Origin of the sequence: Leucobacter albus, assembly GCF_039528015.1 — a bacterium.
Lineage (GTDB): Bacteria > Actinomycetota > Actinomycetes > Actinomycetales > Microbacteriaceae > Leucobacter > Leucobacter albus.
On sequence record NZ_BAAAKZ010000019.1, the window covers coordinates 1 to 24,940 of the forward strand.

Consider the following 24,940-nt stretch of genomic DNA (forward strand, 5'->3'; position numbering starts at 1 on the left):
GCAGGTACTTGGCTTCCCGTTGGCAGCGGAGGCGTTGCAGTCTGATGGGACTGTGACGCAAGCCTTCGAGAGCGCCCTAATTAGGTGGTTCCCCAATGGCTCCACCACTGTTTCCAAGCGGTGATCAAGGATAATCCGGTGCTTCTCAAATCTTGAAGTTGTTCCCGTTCACGGACACGGAAGTATCGGGGGCCGATGATTCTCTCGACGATACTGAGATCGACACTGCCGCCAATAGCGCGGGCTTGGCGCTCAGACATTCCTCCATTGTCGCGTTCGGAGTAGCGAACAATCCGTTCGTCTGGATAGATTCGCCCACGCTTGACGATCGTGATGCCTTTGTCCCCGTCGGTAGTCGACCGTGCGTCAGCGCCTACCTGGGCCCTGGCTTGCGCCAGCGTCAGCCCTGCAGCGCGCAAGAGGAGAAACTCCTCGCGACGAGGATTCACTCGGCGTGCGGCACCTGTTGAGATGCTAGCTTTTCGCGCCAAAGCGTCGGCCGTGGGTTTATGGATGCCCAGTTCAAGGGCCACGGTCGAGATTATTTGGCGTTCAGGGACGAACTGCAGAAACGTGGCCTCCAACTCCGGTGAATGCTGCCTGGGTGCGGCCCGCTGCATCGTCAGGCCAGTCTTCGGTAACCAGTTGTAGCCCGCATCCTCATGAGCTCCGACAGCTCTCGCGGCTGCTCGAACGGTCCCGCCTCTATCTATGAGTCGAAAGAACTCTTCCCGCTGCGCGTCTGTGTACTTCTTTCCCGCCGTTGCTACACCTTTCATTAGGTGTTGCGACGACTGCTGGAATCCAAGCTGGTGAAGGCACTCTCTACCTGTGCGCGGTGAAAGACGCGTGGCCAAACCGGATCGTGGGATAGGTCATCGACGCGCAAATGACCTCCTCGCTTGCCGTGACCGCGTTGAATACCGCTGTGCTTCGCCGTGGTGGTGACGTGGGGTGTGTGCTGGATTCGGATCGTGGGTCGCAGTTTCGAAGCCGGAAACTACAGCACGCGCTCACCGGTCAGGGCATGGCCGGTTTGATGGGTCGCGACGGTGCTGCAGGTGACAAAGCTGCGGTGGAATCGTTCTTCAGCCTGCTCCAGAAGAACGTCCTAAACCGCAAGACATGGGCCACCCGGGACGAGCTCCGATGAGCGATCGTGACGTGGATCGAGCGCACCTTTCATCGACGCCGCAGACAGATCAGGTTGGGGCGTTTAGCGCCGATCGAGTACGTGACCATCGTGAATAGACAGGTCGCACTCGCTGCCTGACCACTCTGTCCTGACCAACAGTTTGGTTTCCAGTCCCGGTCGCTAGCTTCAGGCGGATGTTAACGGTTTTGAGAGATCGCAACGAACTCACGATGACTTTACGAGTGGCAATGGTCCACTTGGCTCTCGGTGGATCAAGTCGGCGTGTTCTAGCCGTGGTCTAGACGCAGGGGCTATCGGCTGGTGTTCCATGCGCTGTTTTCCACACAAGTTGAGTGAGTTCGGGCGTTGCCCGTGAATGTTGACGACGCCCAGCCGGGCTTTCTCCCAGTAAGGTGAAGAAACCTAATCGCAGGCACTCACTCTGTACAGCTTTGCATCGCCTTCTGCGTCTGCGAGTTCAACTACACTCGTTTGCTCTATGCCGTCGAGACCGGCGTAAATGTGTTCTGAACCGTGTACTTCGCGCTTGCCAAAATCTAGGAACCACCTTGCATTCAGCTCATCTACAGCCGCACACACCGCGGGGTCTGTATCGGCGAACTTTAGACGATTCATGACGATCGCGCGATCTCCCTCAAGCTGCATCAGAATGTGAGGCATCAGTACGTCCCGGTCCGCAAAAGCATATGCAAGTGATGTCCCCGTCCAGGGGTTGCCTACCACCATCTCGTCCGAGTCAATCTGCTGGTCAATGCGCTCGAGAAGTGTTCGTTCGTCGCTGGAGAGCAAGATCGAGTCGTCTTCAGTCGAGTAGCTCTTCTGCATCTTTTGGATCAGTGCTGGGTAGCCCGCGCTCGCCTGCGTTGCAAGGAAGAAGAATGCAAAGATGATGACCCCGGCCGGGAGCTGTCCACCTTGCGGGATTCTGCTCACCATAACGTCAACGATCCGGTCCGCAGCAAGCACCGCTAGTGGAATCGCGACGATTGGCATCGCAGCCTCAAGACGCGGAGTGTCGCCATACCAGACCCCAGTAATCCCCCGAAGCAGTGGGATAGAAACGCCAGCTGTAATGAAGTGCAAACCTGCGATCACACTCCACATTCCAACCATCGCAATCGCCGCGGGACGTTTGCTGCGCAGCGCTAACACTATGCCCGTAATCGTGAGAGCGGCAACTATCAACGGGAGACCGTAACCTCCGATTTGCAGTGAAAGGGTCCGCCAGAGCGCATCCAGGGTTGATGTGCGCGGGGGCCACTTGACGCCAGGGCGAAGCTTGTACAGCATTACATAGCCCACCGCACCATATGCCGCCAATCCCAGAATTCGCCATAGCCGTGTTGAGGAAGTTGCTGTGCGCCAACCGGCGCAAACGCTTACGAGGACAACAGGAACGGACATCGCCAGGACTGTCATCATGGCGACCGGGTGGGAGAGGGTGAGACCAGGCATGAGACCGAGTAACAAGACGGCGATCGCTGCTTTGCTTCCGAGCTGGCTTTGCCTGGTCGTGCCGAGCAACTGCAACAGAACGGCGAGGACTACGGGCACAAGTGCAATCCCTAGGAAGTATGGGTAGAGCACTCCAAAGAACAACATGTTCAGCGGAAATGCCGGAAATGCGCACAAGAGCACGCCGGCGATCAGCATGATGCGTGATGAATTGCCAACGATCTGCCGGACAAGCAGGAGGACACCAGAGGGCCAAATCAGGGCAGCGATAGCAATATTGAAACCGTTCAAAGCAACTGCGACACTGGTCCCAGTTGTTTGGGAGATTAGGGCGACCAGGCCGTGCCAGGCAACCGGGTAAAATCCTCCGCCACTACCGGGTGCTGTGAGCTCTCCGATGGCGAATGGCGATGCATCGCCATTCGCCTCGATGAATGAGATTGCATTCAGATGGAACACATTGTCGAAGGTCTGTGAAATGCCAGCAGGAGTTCCAATTCCAACTACTATCCACGTGGTGATGACGAGCGCCCCGAACGCCCAAGCGGTAATGGTTGCGATCCGAGTCGGGTTCGGTGATTGGACGTCTCCATCCAGGCGTGCGCGCAACACGAAGCGATACAGGAAGTAGACTAACGCGCCGAAACCCAGCGAAAACAGGCAGGCATTCAGAACCGTCCACCCGAATCCCAGAAGCGGGAGCCCCAGTGAAGCCGCTACATACATCGTCATAGAGATGGCAGGGGCAGTTGCCCACGCCCATAGCCCACGCAGGCCGACTATGGTGGCGAGTATGAGACCCGGGCCAACCAACAGTGCTCCTCCGAGAAGCGCCGGAGGAAGGATTTGTAACCAGTCGAACATATCTAGCCTTAGCTCCTTGAAGGATCGTTGTCTGACTGCGTGTTTGGCGCCAAGCGATCATCGAGAAGCGCTACTTGCTCTGCAAGAGTTCTGGTCCGGGCTTCGAGCCGTGTGAGTTCTTTCGCCTGCTGCATATTGACCAGAAAAAGAACAACGATGCCGCCGAAGAACGCAAGATTCAGCGGGTTTTCAACCCCCAGGAGCCGGGCAATTCTGTCTAGAAGACCGGGAAATAGGGTCACAACGAGGCCGATTGTCCCCGCGAAGAGCCACCAGAGTGCATGCCGTTCGCGCAAGCTTCCTCGGCGAAGCATTTCTAGAACAACGATCAGGACAATGCCGGCTGCTACAGCGCTGATGACATGACTTGGTGTAAACACTAGCGGCCTCCTAGCGGGCGCGTGGGGCGAAGGAATGCAATTGAAAGTGCGAGAAACGCGCGTCCTAGATAGATGGCTGACTTCCAGGGATTATGAGAGGGAGTGCCGCCTGCTCTCTCTCTCATTGTGACCCCAACTTGTGTGAACTTGAGGCCTGCTCGATGTCCGATTACGAGTGCCTCGATAGTGTCGCCAAGATACTCTGCGGGGTAGTCGACAGCGAAGAGCTCGACTGCTGCAGGCCCATGAGCCTTGAAACCCGAGGTCGTATCCGTTAGCTTGGTGCGAATTGATGCGCTCAAAGCAAAAGACAAGAACTGCATGGCTAGCTTGCGTAGACCCCGAACCTCGTAGTCGCCTTTTCCTGCAAAGCGTGCGCCGATCACCACATCCGCGTTAGCCAGTTCTTTGACGAGTTCGGGTACATCCGAAGGACGATGCTGGCCGTCAGAATCGAGCTGGACCACTACAGGGAAGTCGTTGAGTGCCGCGTATCGGAACCCAAGCCGCATCGCACCGCCAACACCGAGATTGTATGGGAGTTGAAGCACTCGTGCGCCGGTAGACCGTGCAATCTTGGCCGTGTCGTCCACTGAACCATCATCGATAACGAGAACCGTGGCGTCCTTCAACTCTGACTGCACTTCGTCGATAACCTGAGCGATGACCTCGGCCTCGTTGAAGGCAGGCATCACGATCAACACGCGGTCCAAGGCATACGACATAGCCTCTATCCTACGCGGGTTGCCTCTGCTCATCGAATGATCGACTACGATACTCAAAGCATGTCAAACTCGAGTGCAGTGCTAGGGAAGGGGAACGGGTGAGTTCCGCGCGAAACGGCCTTCTCTTGGTGTTGTTATCCACGGCTATCGCAGGAGCACTGGGATATGTCGTGCAGATCCTCGTGCCACTGTGGCTTCGGGAACCGAGTGACTACTTACAGTTCAGCGTGTTCTGGGCCACCACGTTCTTGCTTGTGTCCATGCTTTCGGGTCTGCAACAAGAGATTTCTCGGGCGGTGAGCCCGCATCCTCCGGATGGACGACAGCCGGGCGGCCCTGACAGCCGACAGCCCGGGCGAGTGCTCCTGTCTGCCGGGGGAATTGTTGTTCTCGGAATAGTCCTGATCCTGCCGCTCACGTCTTTGATCTGGGGCAAACAACTCTTTCCTGATTCGAACACATGGTTAGTGAGCGCTATGGTCCTTGCGCTCGCTGGCTATGTGATGATCGCGGTGCTCTCAGGTGAGCTTTACGGACTTGAACGGTATGGTTTCGCCTCTGCCACAACGATTGTTGATGCTGTTCTCCGTGCGGTCTTGGTGATTGGGGTCCTGACGATTGGCATGGGGTTGGTGCCAGTCGCATTCGCAGTGGCGCTACCATTTGGTGTTGCCGCGATAACCGTGTGGGCTCTTTCCCGCAGAGCCGTCAACGGGCGGTACTCTATCGACGTCAGTTTGCGCCAGCTCCTAGGCAACAGCGTTCAGACGATGGCTGCAGCCTTGGCAACCGGGGTCCTTATTAGTGGCCTTCCAATGATTCTTCGGCTGACCTCATCGAGTCTTGGAGACGAAACGCTTGCAGCATTGCTACTGGCGCTGACGCTGACGAGAGCACCCCTTGTTGTTCCCCTGCTTGCTCTCCAAAGCTATCTGACTGTGTCCTACCGAAACTCCCCCGATCTGGCCGTTCGGCGGGCGCTGTATCTCGCCGGAGGGGTGCTACTGGTCTGTGTAGGAGTCGCAGCTCTGGTGTGGGTATTTGGCCATCGAATATTGTACGCGATCTACGGCGACGCATTTGCGCTCGATGGCAGGTCGCTGGCCCTGGTGGTGTTTTCCGGTGGAGCCACTGCGGCCCTTTGCGTTGTTGCCCCAGCGCTACTTGCCAAAGGGAAACACTCGCAGTTTCTTCTCGGCTGGGCTAGTGCGGCGGGGACTACCATTGCCCTTTTGCTCATCTTTGGGCAAACGCTGTTCGGCGCGATTCTTGCTATCGCCGGTGGCCCGATGGTCGGGGCTCTAGTTTGCATCTTTCTGATCGGCAATCCCGTACAGGGAGCGAACCCCGAATCAGTGACAATCAAGAAATAGGAAGTGTTAGTCGTGGACACCGGACGGAAGACTATGAACTTAAGCAATCACCCGCCGCAGGTTGAAGTAGATCAATACATGCCCACCTTCGTTCCCGGCGGCGTCGGCGGTGGGGAAACCTATGCGCGCAAGCTTTTTCAGGCGCTCGATGAACTCGCGGAGGTCTCTGTTCATGCGGTCGTCACGGAAGGGGCGAGCGGCTTCGCACCTGATGCGCAGGAGCGAGTTATCTCCGGCGTCAAGCTCGATTCTAGTGTTTGGGGTCGGCTTAGGGGCGTCGCCGGAGTGCTTGTAAGAGGGCGAAAGGTGACGAGGTTGTTGCGGCCTTCCGCGGTTACTTTCACCCCATTCACGATTCCAGTGCTGCCTAAACGGAAGCTGGGTAAGAAGCTAGTTATGACAGTGCATGACTTGCAGCACCGCGAATTGCCAGAACTGTTCTCCTTGCCTGAGAAACTATGGCGGTCACTCATGTACGAACACCCCGCGAGGAGAGCCGACCATATCATTACCGACAGCGAGTACTCGAAAAAAAGCATAGTCAAACATCTTGGTGTCGATGAGTCGCGAGTCACGGCAATTCCGCTCGGAGCGGATGTGTCAGGATTTACCCCGAACCTTGCGGAGCGCGAGGCATTTGTCTACTACCCAGCTCGGGGCTGGAAGCACAAGAACCACTCTCGGCTCATCGAAGCAATGAAGATAGTTCGGGAGGAGCGCCCTGAAATGAGGCTGGTTCTCACCGGGGGTGCGCTCGACGCTATTGGCGATGTCCCGACCTGGGTCGATGTCAAAGGACTCGTTACTTTTGAAGAGGTTACACAACTGCTGCAAAAGGCGAGTGTTCTTGCTTTCCCTAGTCTGTTTGAAGGGTTCGGGCTGCCTCCACTCGAAGCCATGGCGTCTGGCTGCCCGGTCGCTGCTTCGAACGCCGCCTCGATTCCAGAGGTCTGTGGCGACGCCGCAGTCTACTTTGATCCTCGGAATACCGAGGAGATGGCCGAAGCAATTCTCGCTGCAATTGACGATCGTGACGCGCTTGTCCGCAAGGGACTCGAGCGAGCGGCGTCTTTTCCATGGGCGCTGTGCGCTGAGCGACACGTCCAGGTCTTCAGAGAGGTGCTCACATGCTAGTTAGGGGCTCAGCCTGATGAAGTTCGGACTGCGTCCGCGATGGTTTGCGGCAAAAGCACGTCAGGCCGCCAACCGATCTCATTCGTAAGGCGATCGGCGGATCCTCTGATTGATGGGACATCGGTCGGGCGAAGAAACGACTGATCGACGTCTAGTTCTGGGACTGACCGACCCAAGGAGGAGCAAAGCATTTCTAGGATCTGATAGCCCGACGTCGCTCGACCGCTGGCAACGTTGTAGAGCCGGTCGTTGAGTTTTGGGGCTATAGCGAGGCCGACGTAGGCATCAGCGATATCGCGCACGTCAGTGTAGTCACGGGCCGTGGATAGATTCCCGACCTGCAATGGTTGACCCTCGGGCAGAATCTTCAGCCTCTGTAGTAGATCGGGCACCAGAAAGCCTGGTCCTTGTCCAGGGCCGACGTGGTTGAACGGGCGTGCAACAACTGTTTCCAGACCCCGAGTCTGGTAGTACGCCAATTGATTCTCAACCAGGACTTTGCTCACGACATAGGGAGAAGACATGTGAGTTCTAGCATTCTCGGAAATGCTCTCGGTCGCAGGCATAGGAGCTGCATATACAGCTCCAGTGGAAACGCCGATCAGTCGTCGGACGCCGCCAAGCGCGAGCAAGTTCTCACACACGGTCGTAGTTATCGAAGAATTCTCCGAGATGTAGGTCTGTGGGGAATCGAAGGAAGGGCCCACGGCAGCGCGCCCTGCGAGGTGGATCACCACATCTCCGACTAGGCCGGTAGGCCACTCATCGCGCAGGTCCGCCACATAGTGCTCGTCGAGAATCGAATATAGCTCGGGATCAGGGGTGGGGTTTCTGGAGATGCCTACGACGGTGGCCCCTGCCAGAGAAGCAGCCCGTGCTACGTGTCTGCCCACAAAGCCGTCGACCCCCGTTACAAGCAGTCGTTGGCCAGCAAGTGCTTTTAGACTCACAACAGCAGTGACTTCTGCTCGGTTACGTCATGCTTCACCATGAGCGAAACAAGACCAGGAAAATCGACGTCTCGGCGCCAGCCGAGCACGGTCTCTGCTTTGCTGGGGTCACCGAGCAAAACATCGACCTCCGCTGGGCGCAAGAAATCAGGGTTTTGTTTGACCAGGGGACGCCAATCGGTAATGCCTACTTCGAGGAATGCACGTTCCAGGAACTCCTCAACCGAATGGGTGGTCCCAGATGCCAGAACGAAATCATCTGCCTCATTGTGTTGCAGCATCTGCCACATACCGCGAACGTAGTCCCCTGCATATCCCCAGTCTCTCTTCGGCCAGAGATCACCCAACTCAATATGATCCTGTAGGCCGAGGGAGATTCGGGCTACCGACTGGGTAATCTTGCGGGTGACGAATTCGGGGCCTCGGCGTTCTCCCTCATGATTGAACAAGATTCCACACGATACGAACATCCCGTAGCTCTCTCGGTAGTTCTTTGCGATCCAGTGTCCATAGAGTTTTGCCACACCATAGGGGCTACGAGGGTGGAAGAGGGAATCCTCGGCATAGCCGGCGCCGGGTCGGTTGTAGTCAAGCCCGCCGAACATTTCGGATGTGGACGCTTGATAGACCCTGGTGGTTTCTGCAAGGCCGCTCATGCGAACAGCCTCGAGTACGTTCAGCACGCCTTTGCCTGTCACCTCCGCAGTGAGCACAGGGTTCCGAAAAGAGTAGCCCACATGGCTTACCGCCCCCAGGTTGTAGACCTCGTCTGGGGAAGAAATCTCAATTGCGCGCATGAGCGACGCAAAATCAGTCAGGTCGCCCTCGATTAGGGTGACGTAGGGGTACTGCTGCTGCGTCGACGCCTTTCGTGGGTTGTTCTGACCGCGGATAAGGCCGAAGACGCGGTATCCCTCACGGTGGAGCAACTCAGCGAGATGACCGCCATCCTGCCCGGTGATTCCAGTCACTAGTGCCGATCGCTGCGAACCCAATGTTCCTCCTAATTGCGCATCGAAAGACGGCGCGCCTACAGACCTATTCAATCACCCGCAGTTTACCCGCTTTTTTAGGGCTCCCGCCCTCCGCAATGCGGAGCGCGGGAAGCGCAGGGTTGGCCAGCGATCGCTTTGCTAAGCTAGGCAGAGTTAATCTGCGGATCTGGAGTGTGCGATGTTTACTGGCAAGACGCTATTGATTACTGGAGGTACGGGCTCTTTCGGTAACGCTGTTCTCAAGCGGTTCGTCGACACGGACATCGCAGAGATCCGTATTTTTTCTCGCGACGAGAAGAAGCAGGATGACATGCGAAGGATGTACTCGAACGAAAAGTTGAAGTTCTACATCGGCGATGTCCGTGAGCCCGATAGTCTGCGTGACGCTGTACGCGGAGTGGACTTTATTTTTCACGCTGCGGCACTGAAGCAGGTGCCGTCGTGTGAGTTTTTCCCGATGGAAGCGGTACGTACCAACGTGCTGGGTACTGACAATGTGCTCACGGCAGCGATCGAGGCCGAGGTGCGAAACGTCGTGTGTCTCTCCACCGATAAAGCTGCATATCCGATCAATGCGATGGGCACCTCCAAAGCGATGATGGAGAAGGTAGTCGTGGCGAAAGCGCGAACTGTTGACGCTCAGAAAACAACGATCAGCTGTACCCGGTACGGCAACGTGATGGCCTCTCGAGGTTCAGTGATTCCGCTCTTCGTGGATCAAATGCGGCAAGGCAAATCGCTGACTGTCACCGACCCCAACATGACTCGGTTTCTGATGAATCTCGATGAAGCAGTAGACCTTGTTCTTTTCGCGTTCGAGCATGCCCGCCAGGGTGATCTGTTTGTGCAGAAGGCTCCTGCGAGTACCGTGGGCGTGCTAGCTGAGGCTCTGACGGAGTTGTTTGAGTCTCAATCGACAATTGAAGTGATTGGCACGCGCCACGGTGAGAAAGCTCATGAAACTCTCATGACGCGTGAAGAGATGATAAAAGCCGAAGACATGGGCGACTACTTCCGTGTGCCTGCGGACAACCGAGATCTTAACTACGCCAAGTTCACTGAGGACGGAAGTGAGGGTCTCTCGTCAGCAAACGAGTATACGTCTCACAACACTGACCTCTTGGACATCCCGGGAACGATTAAAAAACTGTTGACAGTTGACTTTGTTCGACAGGAGTTGAGCGGTGCTCGGGGGACGCAACTCTAGTGAAAGTATTAGTAACCGGGGCCAACGGTTTCATCGGAAAGAATCTTTGCTCTCACTTGGCGCTTCGTGAAGACGTTGAAGTGCTGACCTTCACGCGGGATACCCCGGAATCAGAACTTGATGGCATGGTTTCGGCCGCTGATTTTGTTTTTCATTTAGCTGGAGTGAATCGCCCTCCCGTCGAGAAGGACTTCATTGATGGAAACGTTGGCTTAACCGAGCGTCTTGCGGCCAGCTTGGAAGCAAGCAAGAGACCTACTCCCTTGCTGGTTACGTCGTCGACACAAGCCGCACTTGATAATCCCTATGGGCGGAGCAAACGCCAAGCTGAGGAAATAGCACTTTCTTCGGGTCGTGAGCGAGGTGCACCTGTTTTTGTGTATCGGCTTCCAGGAGTCTTTGGAAAGTGGAGCAAGCCGAACTACAACTCGGTCGTGGCTACGTTCTGTCATAATTTGGTTCTAGGGCTTCCACTGGAAGTCCACGAGCCTGAGCACCAGCTGAATCTTGCATATGTAGATGACGTGATAGGAGACTTTATCCAGGTTCTGGATAGCGACCTTTTTGTAGCAACTCAGGGGTTCCGGGAGGTATCCAGAACATTTACGGTTTCCCTTGGAGACCTACGAGACAGACTTGAGTCTCTCCATGCCATGAGGGATAGTCTGCAAGTTCCGGCGCTCGGTGACGATCTGAACAGGTTCCTGTACGCGACCTATACCTCGTACTTCGAAGAAGACGGTTTTGGTTACTCACTGGGCAAAAGCGTCGACGATCGGGGGTGGCTCGCAGAGTTTGTGAAATCGGATGCCTTCGGTCAGATCTTTGTCTCAAAGACCAGACCAGGAGTCACGCGAGGAAACCACTGGCACAAGACCAAGATTGAGAAGTTTCTTGTGGTTTCGGGTGACGCGGAGATCACCTTCAGGAACAAGTTAAATGATTCTGATGTAATTCGTTATGTCGTCAATGGTGACGAAGCCCGGGTGCTCGATATTCCAGCTGGTTATGTCCATGCCATTACAAACACGGGTTCGAATGACTTGGTGACCATTTTTTGGGCCAGCGAGATTTTCGATCCCAAGAGTCCCGATACGTTTTTTGAAGCGGTGGAGTAGCGATGAAAAAGTTGAAGCTGATGACGATTATCGGGACAAGGCCGGAAATCATCCGACTTAGTGCCGTCATAAAGAAAGCAGACCAGTACTTCGATCATGTGCTTGTCCATACTGGGCAGAATTGGGACTTTACTCTCAACGAAGTCTTCTTTGAAGATCTCGGTTTGAGGAAGCCAGACTTCTTTCTCGAGAGCATCGGTGACAACCTCGGGGAAACGATGGGCAACATCATCGCAAAGAGCTATGAGGTGCTCGACTCGGTGAAGCCGGATGCGTTGCTGATTTTGGGGGACACGAACTCGGCTCTCTCCGCAATTGGGGCCAAACGCCTGAAGATTCCTATCTTTCACATGGAAGCGGGTAACCGTTGTTGGGACTGGAACGTCAGCGAAATGATCAACCGGAAGATTGTTGACCATATTTCGGATGTAAACCTCCCGTACACGGAACACTCCCGGAGGTACTTGCTAGGTGAAGGTATCGATGGGAAGACGATCTTCGTCACAGGAAGTCCTATGACAGAAGTGCTGCGGGACCACAGCGACGCGATTGAGGCGAGCACAGTTCTCAATGATCTGGAACTTCTCGACGGTCGGTACATCCTTGTATCCGCCCATCGCGAGGAGAATATCGACAATGAAGCCAACTTTCTGAGCTTGATGAACTCAATTAATGCGATTGCCGAGCGGTATGAGATGCCTGTTATATACAGCACACATCCACGCAGCCAAAAGTTTATTGACCAGAGAGCATTTGAGTTTCATCCGCTAGTGCGCACACTCAAGCCATTCGGATTCATGGACTACAACAAGCTGCAGCAGCATGCCTACTGCGTGCTAAGCGATAGCGGCACGCTGAGCGAGGAAAGTGCAATCCTTGGCTTCGCCGGAGTGCTCATCCGCACCAGCACTGAGCGCCCAGAAGTGCTAGACAAAGGCACAGTTGTTGTTGGCGGTATCGAGGAGGAAACGATCCAGCAAGGGATCGAGCTCGCGGTTGCTATGCGAGACAACAACGAAGAACTTGCGATGCCGAACGACTACGAGGATACAAATGTATCGGTGAAAGTTTGCAAGATCATCCAGAGCTACACTGACATCGTCAACCGCACCGTGTGGGGCAAGTAGGCCCGCCATGGCTCAGCGAATTCTGGTCGTCGGTCAGCATTTTTGGCCCGAACAGTTCCGAGTCAACGACATCGTCGATTTCATGATCGACGAAGGGGTCGAAGTCGACGTTCTCTGCGGTCGTCCCAACTATCCGAGCGGACAATTAGCTCCCGGTTACACCCTGTGGAATCGAAAGATTGAAAGGTACCGCACAGCGACGGTCTATAGGTCGTTTGAGATTCCTCGAGGCAATAATTCCAATCTCAGAATTCTCTTGAACTACGTTTCGTTTCCGGTTACAAGCTTATTCCGCGTGCCGCGGTTGCTGTTCAAAAAGTATGATCGAGTGTTCATCTATCAGTTGTCTCCCGTGATGATGTCATTCGCGGGAATCGTCCTGGGCAAGATGAAGCGCATTCCGACGACCATGTACGTCCTGGACCTTTGGCCGGAAAACCTGTACTCCGTGCTTGATATCCGGAGTGGGCTACTAAGGCGGATTGCGGAATCGGTGTCCCACTGGCACTACCGAAGGGTCGACCGTCTCGTTGCGCTTTCATCCCGGATGAGAGATCGACTTCTCGAGGTCACTTCCAAAAGCCCTTCGGACGTTATTGTTGTCCCTCAGGTAGCCGAGAAGCTTTACGAGACCACGATTGTGGATGAAGAGTTGTCGGAACGATTTGCTGAAACCTTCAATGTCGTCTTTACCGGCAACATCAGTCCAGCCCAATCGTTCTCGACCATGCTGGATGCTGCCGAGATACTCGAGAAATCGGGAATATCGGGGATACGATGGATTATCGTGGGCGACGGCATGTCGCGGCTCGCAGTTGAGCAGGAGGTCGCCCATCGCGGGTTGGAACACTTGTTTGCGTTCGAAGGGCATCATCCCGTGGAGGAAATGCCAAAGTACACTCACATTGCGGATGTCCTTGTAGGCTGCCTTGTGCGTAGCGATTTACTGGAGGCGACGGTACCCGCCAAAGTCATGTCCTACATTGCCGCCGCGAAGCCAATTGTCCTCGCTATGGACGGTGAAGTGCAGTCGTTGGTAGCCACCACAATTCGTTGCGGTTATGCAGGCCCGACTGGAGACGCCGAAACGCTGGCTGCGAACATTCGTCGCATGTTCCTACTGACGCCTCAAGCCCGAGCAGAGATGGGTGAGCGTGCGCGCGCTTACCACTTCGAGCACTTCGAGCGGAACAAGGTGTTGACTCGGCTGCTTGAATTCATTCAGCGATAGCTGCTTGGCCCTTCGCGCCCGGGGCGCCAAACTGGCATTGTCGTACTTCGAAAGGCGTGGGCGCGTGTGGTCACGTCCAGGCGAAGTTGAGTCTGCATGAGCTAGAGTAGAGCGGTTCGACGAAAGAAGTGCCAACTATTGAGTTTCATATGCAGCTGAAAGTTTCATCGCGTGGTGTGCGTCTGGTCGCGATACCGCGCGATGTGATATCCCTGGACGTCTTGTTCGACGGTGTGCGCGTTTGGTCCATCGAAGTGTTGAAACTTGATGATCCGGCTAACGCCTTCCTGGAATGGCCAGAACCGCTGCGACCGTATCTCCAAGGAAAGAGTACCGTCGCACTGCGAGACTCCGCTTCCCAGCGGACCTTGGCCGAGGCGGAGCACAGCTTTTCGGACACCGGATCGGCCGTCTCAGTGGTCGATGATCGTGGTAACCGTCTCGCAATCAATAAGTGGGGTCGGCTTGGAAAGACGTTGGATGGTGTCGATGAGGCTTTCCAGGACCGAATCACCGCGCGAACGGTCGAAATAGTTGGGGAGCTTCAGGCACTTGGGCTTCGACCGTTTGTTGTGGGTGGCACCTTGCTTGGCGGGGTGCGAGACGGAACCCTACTGCCTCACGATGACGACGCCGATGTCGCATATCTCTCTGAATACACAAACCCTGTAGACGTCGCAGCAGAGGGGCTCCGAGTCGGGCACGCGTTGACGGCGAGCGGTCATTATATTGTTCGGCATAGCGCAACCCATATGCAGCTCTATTTTTTTGCGCCAGACGGTGATGTAGATCACTATGTAGACGTATTCTCGGCCTTCTACACGGAAGACGGATTCCTCAACCAGCCCTTTCATGTTCGTGGACAGCTTTCTATGGACCAAATGCTTCCGTTTGGGACGGTGTCTATTCGGGGAGTTAGTTTTCCCTCCCCGCGAGATCCAGACGCATGGCTAGAGATTAACTATGACGAGAATTGGCGCACCCCAATTCCGGGCTACAAGCTTGAGACCCCGAGGAGTACGCAACGGCGGTTTCAGAATTGGTTCGGATCTTACAATTTTCACCGCGACTTTTGGAACGAATACTATTCGCGCGAGCGACCTGCGGCTTGGAACATCGCTGCGGACTGGATACGGGCTCAGCTCGAGGACTCAGGCTCTAGAACCGTGGTGGATTTAGGTGCCGGCGACGGTGCTCATACTGCTCAAATGGCTGCAAGTTGGAGCGACCGACGCATTATCGGAGTGGACTACTCCTATCGCGCGCAGAAACTCAGCGCGGAGCACGACCTGTCGAATCTGAGTTTTGTTCATCTCAACCTCTACCGACTGCGGTCGCTCGGGTTCACGCAGCTCTTTGATATTCAAGGGGCGTTCGACCTATCTATGAACCATTTTCTCGAACAAGTTGGCGCCGTTGCTCGGACGAATGCTTGGAGATTGATCAGGATGTCCCTGTCTGCAGGAGGCCGAGCGGTCGGAACCGTGTACACGAAGCCTGCTCCAGATGTGAAGTACCAGGATCCAACTGGGTGGCATCTCACTCCACACCAGTTGGTGACAGAAGCCGCTTCGTTCGGAATCTCCGTCGAATTCCAAGATCTGGTTGTTGTCGGTGATATGAGCACTGGTAGGGCCCCAGTGGGTCTTGTGTTTTCAATGGCCGACAACGATATCGATAGCCCGAGAGAGAGGCCAAGCATGAGGGACCGAGTAAGACAAGTGCTGCGTCGTGCATTTCTCAGCGCAGACGCTAGCGAGTTGGAAGAATTGAAGCAGCGAATCGTTGAGCTCGAGCGTGACTTAGACGGGTACCGGCGAGATAGCTTGCGTGTCGCTGAACTGTTAGACCTCGCCGAGCAGACATTTGCTCCAAGCCCCGTACGCACGTCTACCGATGGAAAGTTGCCATACAGTGAGTAAGAGATCTCCTCTTGTCGTCGCGCCGGCAAAGGGTGCACGTGTTGCGGCGGTGGTTGTGACGTTCAACCGGCTTGCCAAATTGCCCAAAACGCTTGAGGCAATTCGGGCTCAGGAGCATGCTCCTGAGTGGATTGTTGTAGTGAATAACCAGTCGACCGACGGCACACGAGAATATCTCGATGCCTTGGACTTTCCCGGGCTAATTGTCATGCACCTACCTAAGAACATTGGTGGTGCCGGCGGTTTTGAGATGGGGATGGAACGCGGCTACGAAGTCGGGGCAGACTTTGTGTGGGTCATGGATGACGATTGCTATCCAGAGCCCGCCGCTCTTCGTTTGCTTCTCGAGCAACGCGAAGTGAGTTCTCGGGTACTGGGTCGCGAAGTACCATTTGCGTGCTCGCTGGTGAAGTATATTGATGGTTCATTGTGTGAGATGAACAACCCGATCACCACTTGGGACTGGCCCCGCGCGCATCTGATGGGGGCTGCGTCGATGCTGGTGGTTGAGTGCACATTCGTATCGGTCTTAGTGCCCCGCGGGGTGCTCGCCGAACTCGGTCTTCCCCTTCGTGACTACTTCATTTGGTTTGACGACAAGGAGTATACAAAGCGCCTCACTGCGGCCTACGGGCCGGGGATCATTGCGATGGAATCACTTGTGACCCACGATATGGGAGTCAACGCGGGTGTGAACTATAGACAGGTCGACGAGTCGAACATTTGGAAGTTCGAGAAGGGCACTCGGAATCAGGCATCATATCGGTTGCACTACGAGGGCCGTTGGTCGTACCTCAACTACGTTCGGCGTGTTCGTCTTGGCATGAAGCAGGGAAACGTGACCAAGCCGGTTAGGAAACGGATGTACAAGGCTCTACTGGAGGCTCGGCGTTTCAACCCACAGCCTCGGTTTCCTGGGCAGCCGGTGTCCTAACCATCTCCTACGGGGCAAAGCCCCGGTTTCTTATTGAACTGACTCTTTCGTAAACGTATTTCTCTATCTCGTAGCTCTGTATCGGACGGGCCAAATTGTTGCTGTTTATTTCGAATGTTCCACGCGCCTACTCTTGGGGTTCGGTCGATGTTCTTCCAGAAATGCTGGGGATAGATAGCAATGGTGAACCGCAAGCCGAGTTGTGGCTTGGCGACCACCCGGGCAGCCCGGCGAGTCTTGCCAAGGGGCCACACCCCCCGCTGACGCTGATTGACCTGATTGCTAAGGATCCAGTCAGGTATGGAGTCAACGGTGGGCCTCTTCCGTTTCTATTGAAGGTGCTCGCCATTGGGGCGCCCCTTTCACTGCAAGTGCATCCTAGTCGTGAGCAGGCGAAGCAAGGGTTCCTGAAGGAAACAAGCGCCGGGGTGCCAGTAGAAAGCCCCGAGCGTTGTTATCGCGATGAGAATCACAAGCCAGAGTTACTTGTCGCGCTATCCGAGGTAACCGCACTGAGCGGATTCCGTTCGATAGTGGAGACAGTCGCCGACATGCGTGCACTGGCGTCTCTCGCTCCAGATGGGGGCCAGGCTCTTCTCGCGGCTGCGGAACGATTGGGACATGGCGTCGGTGACACAGCACGCCAAGAATTTCTGCAGTGGGCCTTTGGGGACCCTGTGGGAACCAGCGCAGTGCTCGAAGACATCGAAGCGGCGCTGAACGTGTGGGAAGAACGGTGGGCTTTCCACGGGGCCGTAGGGCGACAGGATAGCTTTGAAGGTGTCAACGCAGATCGCGCGAATGCTTTACGCATGTTGATCGAGCATCACGCTGGAGACCCAGGTGTGCTCGTATCATTGCTTTTGCACTGCGTTCGTCTGAATCCAGGCGAAGCGATTTTTTTGGCACCACAGCAACTGCATGCGTACCTAAGCGGCGTGGCAGTGGAGGTTATGGCTGCTTCCGACAACGTGTTGCGTGCGGGGCTCACAGACAAGCATATCGACGCCGAAGAGCTGCTTCGTATACTTGACTACGGTGCTCTGCCGGAGCCGAGGTTCTCGGCTACTGCCGTGCTGCCGGGGCTCTGCGCTTGGAATCCAAAAGTCCAAGACTTCCAGCTCCTACGCGCAAGAGTCAGAACCCAAGTAAATGAAGGCGCACATTCTCCGTGGGCCGGTCCAGGTGATGGAAACCTGCTGGCCCATTCGTCGACTAGTGCTTCAACCGATGCGTCAGCTCAATCCGTTTCGATCTCGGCTCCCACCCCCCTAGTGTTGATCGTGACGACTGGTCGGGTTTTGGTGACTCGGAGTGGTAATGACTTAGCTGAGTTTGCAAATGTCGCTCGGGGACAGTCGCTCTACGTTTCGGCAGGAGAACCAATCCGTCTGAGTGGTGACGGCGAGGCGTTTCTAGCCACTACGGGTGGTTAAGGAGCTCAGGGGCTAGTCCCGGTTCTGGAGGCGCATCAGCTCGGAGTAGTGTCCGAAGTATGCTGAGGCCGCTAACCGAAGCACTACGCGGAACGGTAGACGTTCTCGCGATGCGTGGGTTCACGTAGACTAGACCCCATGGATCTTCTCGTAGTTGGCTCAGGTTTCTTTGGCCTCACCATCGCAGAACGCGCGGCGAACGCCGGTAAAAAGGTGGTCGTCATTGACCGCCGCGACCACATCGGCGGCAACGCCTACTCTGAGGCGGAGCCCGAGACGGGCATCGAGGTGCACCGCTATGGCGCGCACCTCTTCCACACCTCGAACGAGACCGTGTGGGAGTACGTGAACCGCTTCACCGAGTTCACGAGCTACGTGCACAAGGTGTACTCGAACTTCAAGGGTGAGGTATACCCGCTGCCGATTAACCTCGGCACCATCAACCAGTTCTTCCGCTCGGCTTACAGCCCGAGCGAGGCACGCGAGCTCATCGCGAAGCAAGCCGAAGAGTTCGACACCAAGAGCGCGCAGAACCTTGAAGAGAAGGGCATCTCGCTGATCGGGCGGCCGCTGTACGAAGCCTTCATCAAGGATTACACCTCGAAGCAGTGGCAGACCCCGACCACCGAGCTGCCCGCAGAGGTCATCAGCCGCCTGCCCGTGCGCTACAACTACGACAACCGCTACTTCAGCGACACCCACGAGGGCCTCCCCGTCAACGGTTACACCGCCTGGCTCGAGAACATGGCCGACCACCCAAACATCGAGGTGCGACTGAACACCGACTTCTTTGACGAGTCGCAGCCGCTGAACAAGGCCGCAGTCGTCGGCAAGGTGCCCGTCGTCTACACCGGCCCGGTCGACCGCTACTTCGACTACGCAGAGGGCGAGCTCGGCTGGCGCACGCTCGACTTCGAGCAGCAGGTGCTGCCCGTCGGCGACTTTCAGGGCACGAGCGTCATGAACTACGCGGGGGCTGACGTGCCGTACACCCGCATCCACGAGTTCCGTCACTTCCACCCCGAGCGTGACTACCCGACCGACAAGACTGTCATCATGCACGAGTACTCGCGCTTCGCGACCCGCGAAGACGAGCCGTACTACCCGGTAAACACGCCGGAAGACCGCGAGCGGCTGTTGAAGTACCGCGAGCTCACCGAGCAGGAGCCCAAGGTGCTCTTCGGCGGTCGCCTCGGCACGTACCAGTACCTCGACATGCATATGGCGATTGGCTCGGCGCTGTCGATGTGGAACAACAAGCTCGAGGGCACCATCTAGCGCTGCTCGCAGGCGAATGGCCGGCCCCCCAGACGGGAGGCCGGCCATTCGCGTATCTACCGGCTACGCGTCGTCACCCGGCGGTACAGGCACCGTGCGCGTCGCGGGCAGCTGAGGGCTCCTGCCGCTCGCGGCATCGAGTTCCGCCTCGCGAGTGCGCCAGGCTTGGTAGCCCGGTTCGTTGGCGAGCGCGCGCTCGATCTCTTCTGGAGTTGCCCTGAGCTTCGGGTCAAATTTCAGGTAGGCGCGCGTCTCGCGGGCGACAAGCCCAGACAGAATGAGCAGGCCGATGAGGTTCGGAATCGCCATGAGCCCGTTCATCATGTCAGAGAACGACCAGGCGATCTCGAGCTGCGTTGTTGCGCCCACGAACACGACGAGCGCAAACACCACGCGGAAGGGGATCGCGACCGTGCGACCGAAGATGCGCACGATGTTGCGCTCACCGTAGTACGACCAACCGAGAATGGTGGAGAACGCGAACAGAACGAGACCGATCGTCACGACCCAGTGACCCCACTCGCCCGGGAGCCCTTGAGAGAATGCCTCGCCGGTCATGAGCGCAGCTGAGAGCTGGTCGCCGGTGCTCTCGTCGACGAGCTTGTAGGCGCCCGTTGTGACAATGACGAGCCCGGTCATCGTCACAACGATAATGGTGTCAATGAAGGTCTGCGTCATCGACACGAGGCCCTGGCGCACCGGGTGGCTCGTCTGAGCCGCCGCCGCAGCGATCGCGGCTGAGCCCATGCCCGACTCGTTCGAGAAGATGCCGCGGGCGAAGCCGTACTGCACGGCGATGATGAACACGGAGCCGGTAAAGCCGCCAGCAGCGGCGGTTCCCGTGAATGCATCGGTGAAAATCGTGCCGAGCGCCGCGGGAATGTCGCCGACGTTCATGAGCAGAATGTACAGCGCGGCGATCACATAGAACACGATCATCACGGGCACGAGCCCTGAGGTGACTGCGCCGATCGACTTGATGCCGCCCACGAGCACGACGAGCGCGAGGATAGTCAGCACGACACCGGTGACCCACACGGGCACGTTGAAGCTGTTCTCTACGTTGGCCGCGATCGCGTTTGACTGGGTGAGGTTACCGATGCCGAAGCAGGCGAAGACCGCGAAAACCGTGAACGACCACGCGAGTATCTTGCCAACCGGGCCCTTGATGCCCTTCTCGAGGTAGTACTGCGGCCCGCCGTTGCGGTCGCCCTTTGCGTCAGCCTGGCGGTAGCGCACGCCGAGGAACGCTTCGGTGTATTTCGAGGCCATGCCGAGCAGACCCGTGATCCACATCCAGAACAGGGCACCCGGCCCGCCGATGCCGATCGCGGTCGCGACACCGACGATGTTGCCTGTTCCCACGGTGGCTGCCAGTGCCGTGGTCAGCGCTTGGAACTGCGAGATATCCCCGCTCGAGCCCGGGTCCTTCCGCCGTAGCAATCCAAGGTTCAGGGCTGCGCCGAGCCGAAGGAACTGAAGGCCGCCGAGCCGAACCGTAAGGTAGAGCCCTGTGAGAAAGAGAAGTGGGATGAGGACGAATGGCCCCCAGATCACCCCTCCAATTGAATCCAAAATGTCTTGGAGCGCAGTTGCCACTGAGCATCACCATCTTTCGCGTCGTTGCGTGGTGGGTTGGAATTCCTCTACTCGCCCCTCGACGATACCACCGCGCGCCGGTACGGGGTGGTATCACCATCGTTCCCTAGCGGCCCTCGAAGGTCTTGCGCCATTCGTCGACAGACGTGAGGGTCGGTAGCGCGCGTCGGTATTCTGCGCTCAACCGATCCCAATTCTTCGCAAGCTCGCTACTCAGTTGGCGCGATTCACGGAGCAACCGGCGGAATTTCTGCCGGTCGTGGCGGTACCACATCTTGCCGCTTCCGTCAGCTGCCCCGACAACCACGTTTGAGTGATGCGGAATCTGCCACCAGTGAGCGCCCTGCTTCGCGTACTCAAGCTGCGGCTGTTCCGTCGCGGGTGGGGTGGAACGCCTCCAGTGAACCGCCACCATGCGAGCCGTGAACTGTGCGAGCCGGGCACCCGTTGGCCCCTTGGGCTTTTCCGCGAGCTCGGGCAGTGCGCGCCCACCAACCGCGACCGGCGTCTCGGGGTCTCCGGCTCGGTACACCCGCGTTTCAGGAAACTCAGTTGCGCGGGCACGAGCAGCTGGCATGTCGCTCGCAATGTCAGCGTGCAACGAGTTGGGGCCGCGCAGAACGGCCCGCATGCCGTCGACGGCGAGTTGGGTTGCGTAATACTGCATATTGAGCAGCTTCTTGATGTCTTGCCGACCGCTGTTTTGGAGCAGCCGCCCGCTCTTGGGGTGATCAGAGTGTAAGAGGCCGGCAATGATTCGATTTCGAGTGTGGAAAAATGCCTGCCAGTCTTGGGAATCGTCCTTGTCAAGCCACGACACATGCCAGAGCGCGACGCCGGGGAGTGACACCGTACGGTAGCCCGCAGCCTTGGCTCGCAGCCCGTACTCGGCATCGTCCCACTTGATGAACACGGGAAGCGAGAGGCCGATTTCAGCAATGACGCGCTTGGGAATCATGCACATCCACCAGCCGTTGTAGTCAGAATCTAGCCGTGCATGCATCCACTTGGTCTGGCGCAGGTTCTGCTTGCGGAAATCGTGGCGATGCTGCTCTTCAAACGACGGCCCCCACATGAACGGCTCTGGGCTTACGACTTCTGCCCAAGCGTGCATCACAGGCTTGTTGAGTAGGTCGAACATGTGACCGCCAACGATTACGGGCTCCCTGCTGAACCGACCAAACTGTAGTGCACGCAAAGCGCTCTCGGTCTCGAACTCGATGTCGTCATCGAGCAGCAGTAGGAAATCGCTGTCGTCCCGTTCCAAGGTTTCGGCCATTGAACGTGAGAACCCGCCAGAACCACCAAGGTTGCCCTGCTCGATCACCTCAAGGTGCTCGCCAAGCCGCGCGGCAACTTCTGCAAAACCCGGTTCGTCACGCACCTTCTGCGTACCTTGATCGATAAGGAAGATCCGGTCAATCCCGTCGAGGAGGGCGGGGCTGTCGGCAATGTTCGCAAGCGTAGTGACACAGTAGTCGGGTTTGTTGTACGTGGTCATTCCCAGGCTGAGTTTGCCACCAAGTACTGGTTCCGCGTGCGTTGTCCAAGAGCCCGCCTCGAGAATCATGTCCTCGGTGCTAGCAATGAGGTCGAACCAATACCATCCGCCATCTGTGAACGATGTGAGGGGCAGCTCGAAATCGGACTCAGCTAAACCGCTGACTTCCCTGGAATCCACACGCTGTGGCACTCCGTTTGCGTTTGACCGGTACACGATGATCGTTCCTGGGCCCGCGGTTCTGAGCGTGAGGCGCACACTATTGACCACAGTCCAACGCTGCCAATAGGCCGCTGGAAACGCATTGAAATAGCTTGCAAACGATACTCGGCTGCCCGAACGAACCCTAGCGCTAGAGCGCGAAAGCACATTATCGATGCTCGCGTTGTTCGTCAGCCGCACTGGTTGATCGCCAACCTGCGTCCAGACCTCGGAGTCCGTATACAACGGCAGAACGTCAGGGTCTTGTGAGGTGGGAAGCACTAGGTTCTGCAGCGTGGTCGACATCGTAGGGGCGTCTCGTTTCGGGCCGGCGGAGTACTGACTGGGCAATTCTATCGTCGGAGATTCGGTGCAGCTGGGCGCTGGAAATGAACGGCAGATGGCTTACTGCGGAATCACCCGCGACTGCGCCAACCCCACGGCGGCGCGGCTCGGGCCGCTTGGCTCGTCGTGCCATGCAGCGTTCCACCACTCGGAGCCGCCCGCGAGGCTCTTCAGTGCGTCGGTGAGACGCCCTATCCCGAGGAGGCGCCCCGCGACGATGAGGGCGGCAGTCGTGCTCATCTGGTCCATCTCGGGTCGCCTGGCGGCGAGGTCCTCGAAGAGCTCGTCGACGGTCGCGTTTGCCTGGGCTTCGGCTTCGGCGTCTGAGGCGGCGCCTGTCGCGGTGCCAAGGGGGAGAAAAACGACCCCCTGCACTCCGTGCTGGCTAACGCGCGAGGCCTGCGCGAGCGCAGCTTCGATCTCGCCCTTTGAACAGGCAAGACTGGCGGTGAACCCAACTGAGCAGACGAGCTGCGAGCGGCCGCCGCTTGCCGAGTTGAGGCTCTCGCGTTGATTCACCATGACAACATGCGAGGGGCGCAGCTGCGTTGGGGTGAGATCCATGCCGAGCGCCCGCCGCAGGCCGCTGAGGGCATGCTGGCGCAGGTCAGGCGCGCCGTGCTCGTCGGTGTAGCCGCGGTGCCCGCCTGCTGCGAGCGCGATCGTTTCGCTTGGCACGGTCAGCATCGCGTTACCAAACCTGAAGGTGTTTCCCCGACGCACAAGCACCAGATAGCGGTTGTTCTGCTCGTCGGTAATCACGAGAACGACGTGCACGGCGAGGTTTGATTCGAGCACGCTCGGCTTGACCAGCCCCTCCTCGTGGCCCTCGCCCCCCTGCTGCGACGCGCTGTAGTTTCGCTTCACCACGCGCTGCTCCTCGGCCCAGATCGGCGAAGCGCCAAGGCCCAGGGCATCGGCGGCGCCCTTGCACGCGTAGGGTGAGTGGTCGGTCGCAGCCGAGCAGCTCGAATGAGTGGAGAGCACAAACTCGACCGTGCCAGCCCACCGATTCTCCGAGACGGTGACGCCATCAAGAATGGGTACGTGGTTGTCTCTGTCGCCAATGAGATAGCGCTCGTCGGCCTGGAGCTTTTTCTCCCACTCGCACTTGGGCAGCACCTCTTGTGCAGCAGCGCTGGTGGCGGTGCCGCGAGCCTTTCGGCCGGCGGGGCGCGCATCGCCAGGGAAATGGTTCTTCACGAAGTTGCCATCGGTGGGGCGACGATCGCCAGACGCGTTCTGCGAGCGAACGCGGTCGGAGTGCCACAGCCGCACGGTATCGACCCCGGCGCGAGTGTGGAGCCCCGTGGCGAGCACCGAGGCGCCCGTGTGCCTCTCGACCTGGCTCGAGAATGCGCGGGAGGCGCGGCGGTTGATGAGCTGCCTGGAGCCCTCGGCGGCGCCGCCCTCTGCGATGCCGGGGGGAGCCGCAGGGAAACTCCGCGCGTAGGCGTGCAGGGTTTGCAACCGACCTGTCACGGTTTCGAGCCGTTCGCGCATCAAGAAACGCAAGACGACGTTCGCTCGCAGGCGTGATTCGGCGCCGGTAGCCCACGGGGCGAGCTCTGGCAGCTGCCAGGGCCACTCGGCGAGCGTGCGGGTGCGCTGACCCGCCTGCGCGATAAGCCGCGCAGGCGAAGTGTCTGTGTGGTCGTCGAAGGCGCAGATTCCATGGGTGAGCTGTTCGAAGAACTCGGCGTGGTCGAGTGGGGCGGCTGCGCTGCCGGCCTGACCGGCCGAAGTGCCCGAGGCCTTCTGCGCCTTCGCGATGCACTTGTATTCCCGAAGCAGCGGCTTTCGAAACGACCACGCAACGACCGACGGCAGCGTCATCGCCCCGAGCGAAGCGACGACGAGCAAAATCGCGAGCACGCCGAGCAGGTCGTTCAGCCGACTCACCGAGCCAAATTGCTCTGGCCACAGGCCCGTAAACTCGCTGATCGCGAACGCAACGATGAGCGCAATCAGCGCGCCGTAAAAGACCTTGACCATACGCTCAGTCTAGG

18 protein-coding genes and 2 pseudogenes are annotated in these 24,940 nt (G+C 57.5%); 11 read left to right on the forward strand and 9 right to left on the reverse strand.

Translation table 11 applies throughout. The features are described from left to right. Positions 1-125: 125 nt before the first annotated feature. Positions 126-404, reverse strand: a pseudogene (locus ABD115_RS16670) (IS30 family transposase); the annotation flags it as partial. Between the two features lie 410 nt (positions 405-814). On the opposite strand from ABD115_RS16670, the pseudogene ABD115_RS16280 reads away from it, so the two are divergent. Then, positions 815-1,273: pseudogene (locus tag ABD115_RS16280) on the forward strand (transposase); the annotation flags it as partial. A 285-nt stretch (positions 1,274-1,558) separates the two neighbouring features. On the opposite strand, the gene ABD115_RS16285 reads toward ABD115_RS16280, so the two are convergent. From ABD115_RS16285 to ABD115_RS16295, 3 genes are read right to left on the reverse strand one after another with little or no spacing between them, the layout of a single operon-like run. Beyond that, positions 1,559-3,475, reverse strand: coding sequence for a DUF6541 family protein (locus ABD115_RS16285; protein ID WP_343962820.1), 1,917 nt, complete (start codon positions 3,473-3,475; stop codon positions 1,559-1,561). An 8-nt stretch (positions 3,476-3,483) separates the two neighbouring features. Further along, positions 3,484-3,855, reverse strand: coding sequence for a DUF2304 domain-containing protein (locus ABD115_RS16290; protein ID WP_343962822.1), 372 nt, complete (start codon positions 3,853-3,855; stop codon positions 3,484-3,486). Then, positions 3,855-4,580: a glycosyltransferase family 2 protein gene (locus tag ABD115_RS16295; protein WP_343962824.1), complete on the reverse strand. Its 726-nt coding sequence runs from the start codon at positions 4,578-4,580 to the stop codon at positions 3,855-3,857. The genes ABD115_RS16290 and ABD115_RS16295 overlap by 1 nt, the downstream gene beginning before the upstream one ends. Positions 4,581-4,750: 170 nt before the next feature. Between ABD115_RS16295 and ABD115_RS16300 the strand changes: the two genes are divergently transcribed. Both ABD115_RS16300 and ABD115_RS16305 read left to right on the forward strand, forming a co-directional pair. Beyond that, positions 4,751-5,953, forward strand: a complete 1,203-nt coding sequence (locus tag ABD115_RS16300) for a lipopolysaccharide biosynthesis protein (protein WP_343962826.1) — start codon at positions 4,751-4,753, stop codon at positions 5,951-5,953. A 12-nt stretch (positions 5,954-5,965) separates the two neighbouring features. Continuing rightward, on the forward strand, positions 5,966-7,087 hold the full coding sequence (locus tag ABD115_RS16305; protein ID WP_343962827.1) for a glycosyltransferase family 4 protein: 1,122 nt from the start codon (positions 5,966-5,968) through the stop codon (positions 7,085-7,087). A gap of 8 nt (positions 7,088-7,095) precedes the next feature. Here ABD115_RS16305 and ABD115_RS16310 read toward each other — a convergent pair whose 3' ends face one another. Beyond that, positions 7,096-8,037 (reverse strand): NAD-dependent epimerase/dehydratase family protein, encoded by a 942-nt coding sequence (locus ABD115_RS16310; RefSeq protein ID WP_343962829.1) that lies wholly within the window; start codon positions 8,035-8,037, stop codon positions 7,096-7,098. Then, positions 8,034-9,008, reverse strand: coding sequence for a GDP-mannose 4,6-dehydratase (locus ABD115_RS16315; protein WP_343962831.1), 975 nt, complete (start codon positions 9,006-9,008; stop codon positions 8,034-8,036). Before ABD115_RS16315 ends, ABD115_RS16310 begins: the two co-directional genes overlap by 4 nt. 202 nt (positions 9,009-9,210) lie before the next feature. Here ABD115_RS16315 and ABD115_RS16320 point away from each other — a divergent pair, with 202 nt between their 5' ends. From ABD115_RS16320 to glf, 8 genes are all read left to right on the forward strand, one after another. Further along, entirely contained in the window at positions 9,211-10,239 is a 1,029-nt protein-coding gene (locus ABD115_RS16320) for a polysaccharide biosynthesis protein (protein ID WP_343962833.1), read from the forward strand. Continuing rightward, entirely contained in the window at positions 10,239-11,357 is a 1,119-nt protein-coding gene (locus ABD115_RS16325; protein ID WP_343962835.1) for a polysaccharide biosynthesis C-terminal domain-containing protein, read from the forward strand. The genes ABD115_RS16320 and ABD115_RS16325 overlap by 1 nt, the downstream gene beginning before the upstream one ends. A gap of 2 nt (positions 11,358-11,359) precedes the next feature. Beyond that, complete coding sequence (gene wecB, locus ABD115_RS16330) at positions 11,360-12,484, forward strand: non-hydrolyzing UDP-N-acetylglucosamine 2-epimerase (RefSeq protein WP_343962837.1); 1,125 nt, start codon at positions 11,360-11,362, stop codon at positions 12,482-12,484. 7 nt (positions 12,485-12,491) lie between these two features. After that, positions 12,492-13,715, forward strand: a complete 1,224-nt coding sequence (locus ABD115_RS16335) for a glycosyltransferase family 4 protein (protein ID WP_343962839.1) — start codon at positions 12,492-12,494, stop codon at positions 13,713-13,715. A 128-nt stretch (positions 13,716-13,843) separates the two neighbouring features. Next, positions 13,844-15,637 carry a class I SAM-dependent methyltransferase gene (locus ABD115_RS16340; protein ID WP_343962841.1) on the forward strand — a complete coding sequence of 598 codons (1,794 nt, stop codon included), beginning with the start codon at positions 13,844-13,846 and terminating at the stop codon, positions 15,635-15,637. Continuing rightward, a complete protein-coding gene (locus ABD115_RS16345; RefSeq protein ID WP_343962843.1) occupies positions 15,630-16,571 on the forward strand; it encodes a glycosyltransferase family 2 protein in 942 nt (313 codons plus the stop codon). The genes ABD115_RS16340 and ABD115_RS16345 overlap by 8 nt, the downstream gene beginning before the upstream one ends. A gap of 95 nt (positions 16,572-16,666) precedes the next feature. Then, positions 16,667-18,007 carry a mannose-6-phosphate isomerase, class I gene (manA, locus tag ABD115_RS16350; RefSeq protein WP_343962845.1) on the forward strand — a complete coding sequence of 447 codons (1,341 nt, stop codon included), beginning with the start codon at positions 16,667-16,669 and terminating at the stop codon, positions 18,005-18,007. Positions 18,008-18,145: 138 nt separating this feature from the next. Continuing rightward, positions 18,146-19,285 (forward strand): UDP-galactopyranose mutase, encoded by a 1,140-nt coding sequence (gene glf, locus ABD115_RS16355; RefSeq protein WP_343962847.1) that lies wholly within the window; start codon positions 18,146-18,148, stop codon positions 19,283-19,285. 63 nt (positions 19,286-19,348) lie between these two features. Here glf and ABD115_RS16360 read toward each other — a convergent pair whose 3' ends face one another. The 3 genes from ABD115_RS16360 to ABD115_RS16370 all read right to left on the reverse strand — a co-directional run bounded on the left by ABD115_RS16360 (position 19,349) and on the right by ABD115_RS16370 (position 24,926). After that, on the reverse strand, positions 19,349-20,884 hold the full coding sequence (locus ABD115_RS16360) for an alanine/glycine:cation symporter family protein (RefSeq protein ID WP_343962849.1): 1,536 nt from the start codon (positions 20,882-20,884) through the stop codon (positions 19,349-19,351). Positions 20,885-20,990: 106 nt separating this feature from the next. Next, complete coding sequence (locus ABD115_RS16365) at positions 20,991-22,892, reverse strand: glycosyltransferase (RefSeq protein ID WP_343962851.1); 1,902 nt, start codon at positions 22,890-22,892, stop codon at positions 20,991-20,993. Between the two features lie 99 nt (positions 22,893-22,991). Further along, positions 22,992-24,926, reverse strand: coding sequence for a hypothetical protein (locus ABD115_RS16370; RefSeq protein ID WP_343962853.1), 1,935 nt, complete (start codon positions 24,924-24,926; stop codon positions 22,992-22,994). Positions 24,927-24,940 lie beyond the last annotated feature (14 nt).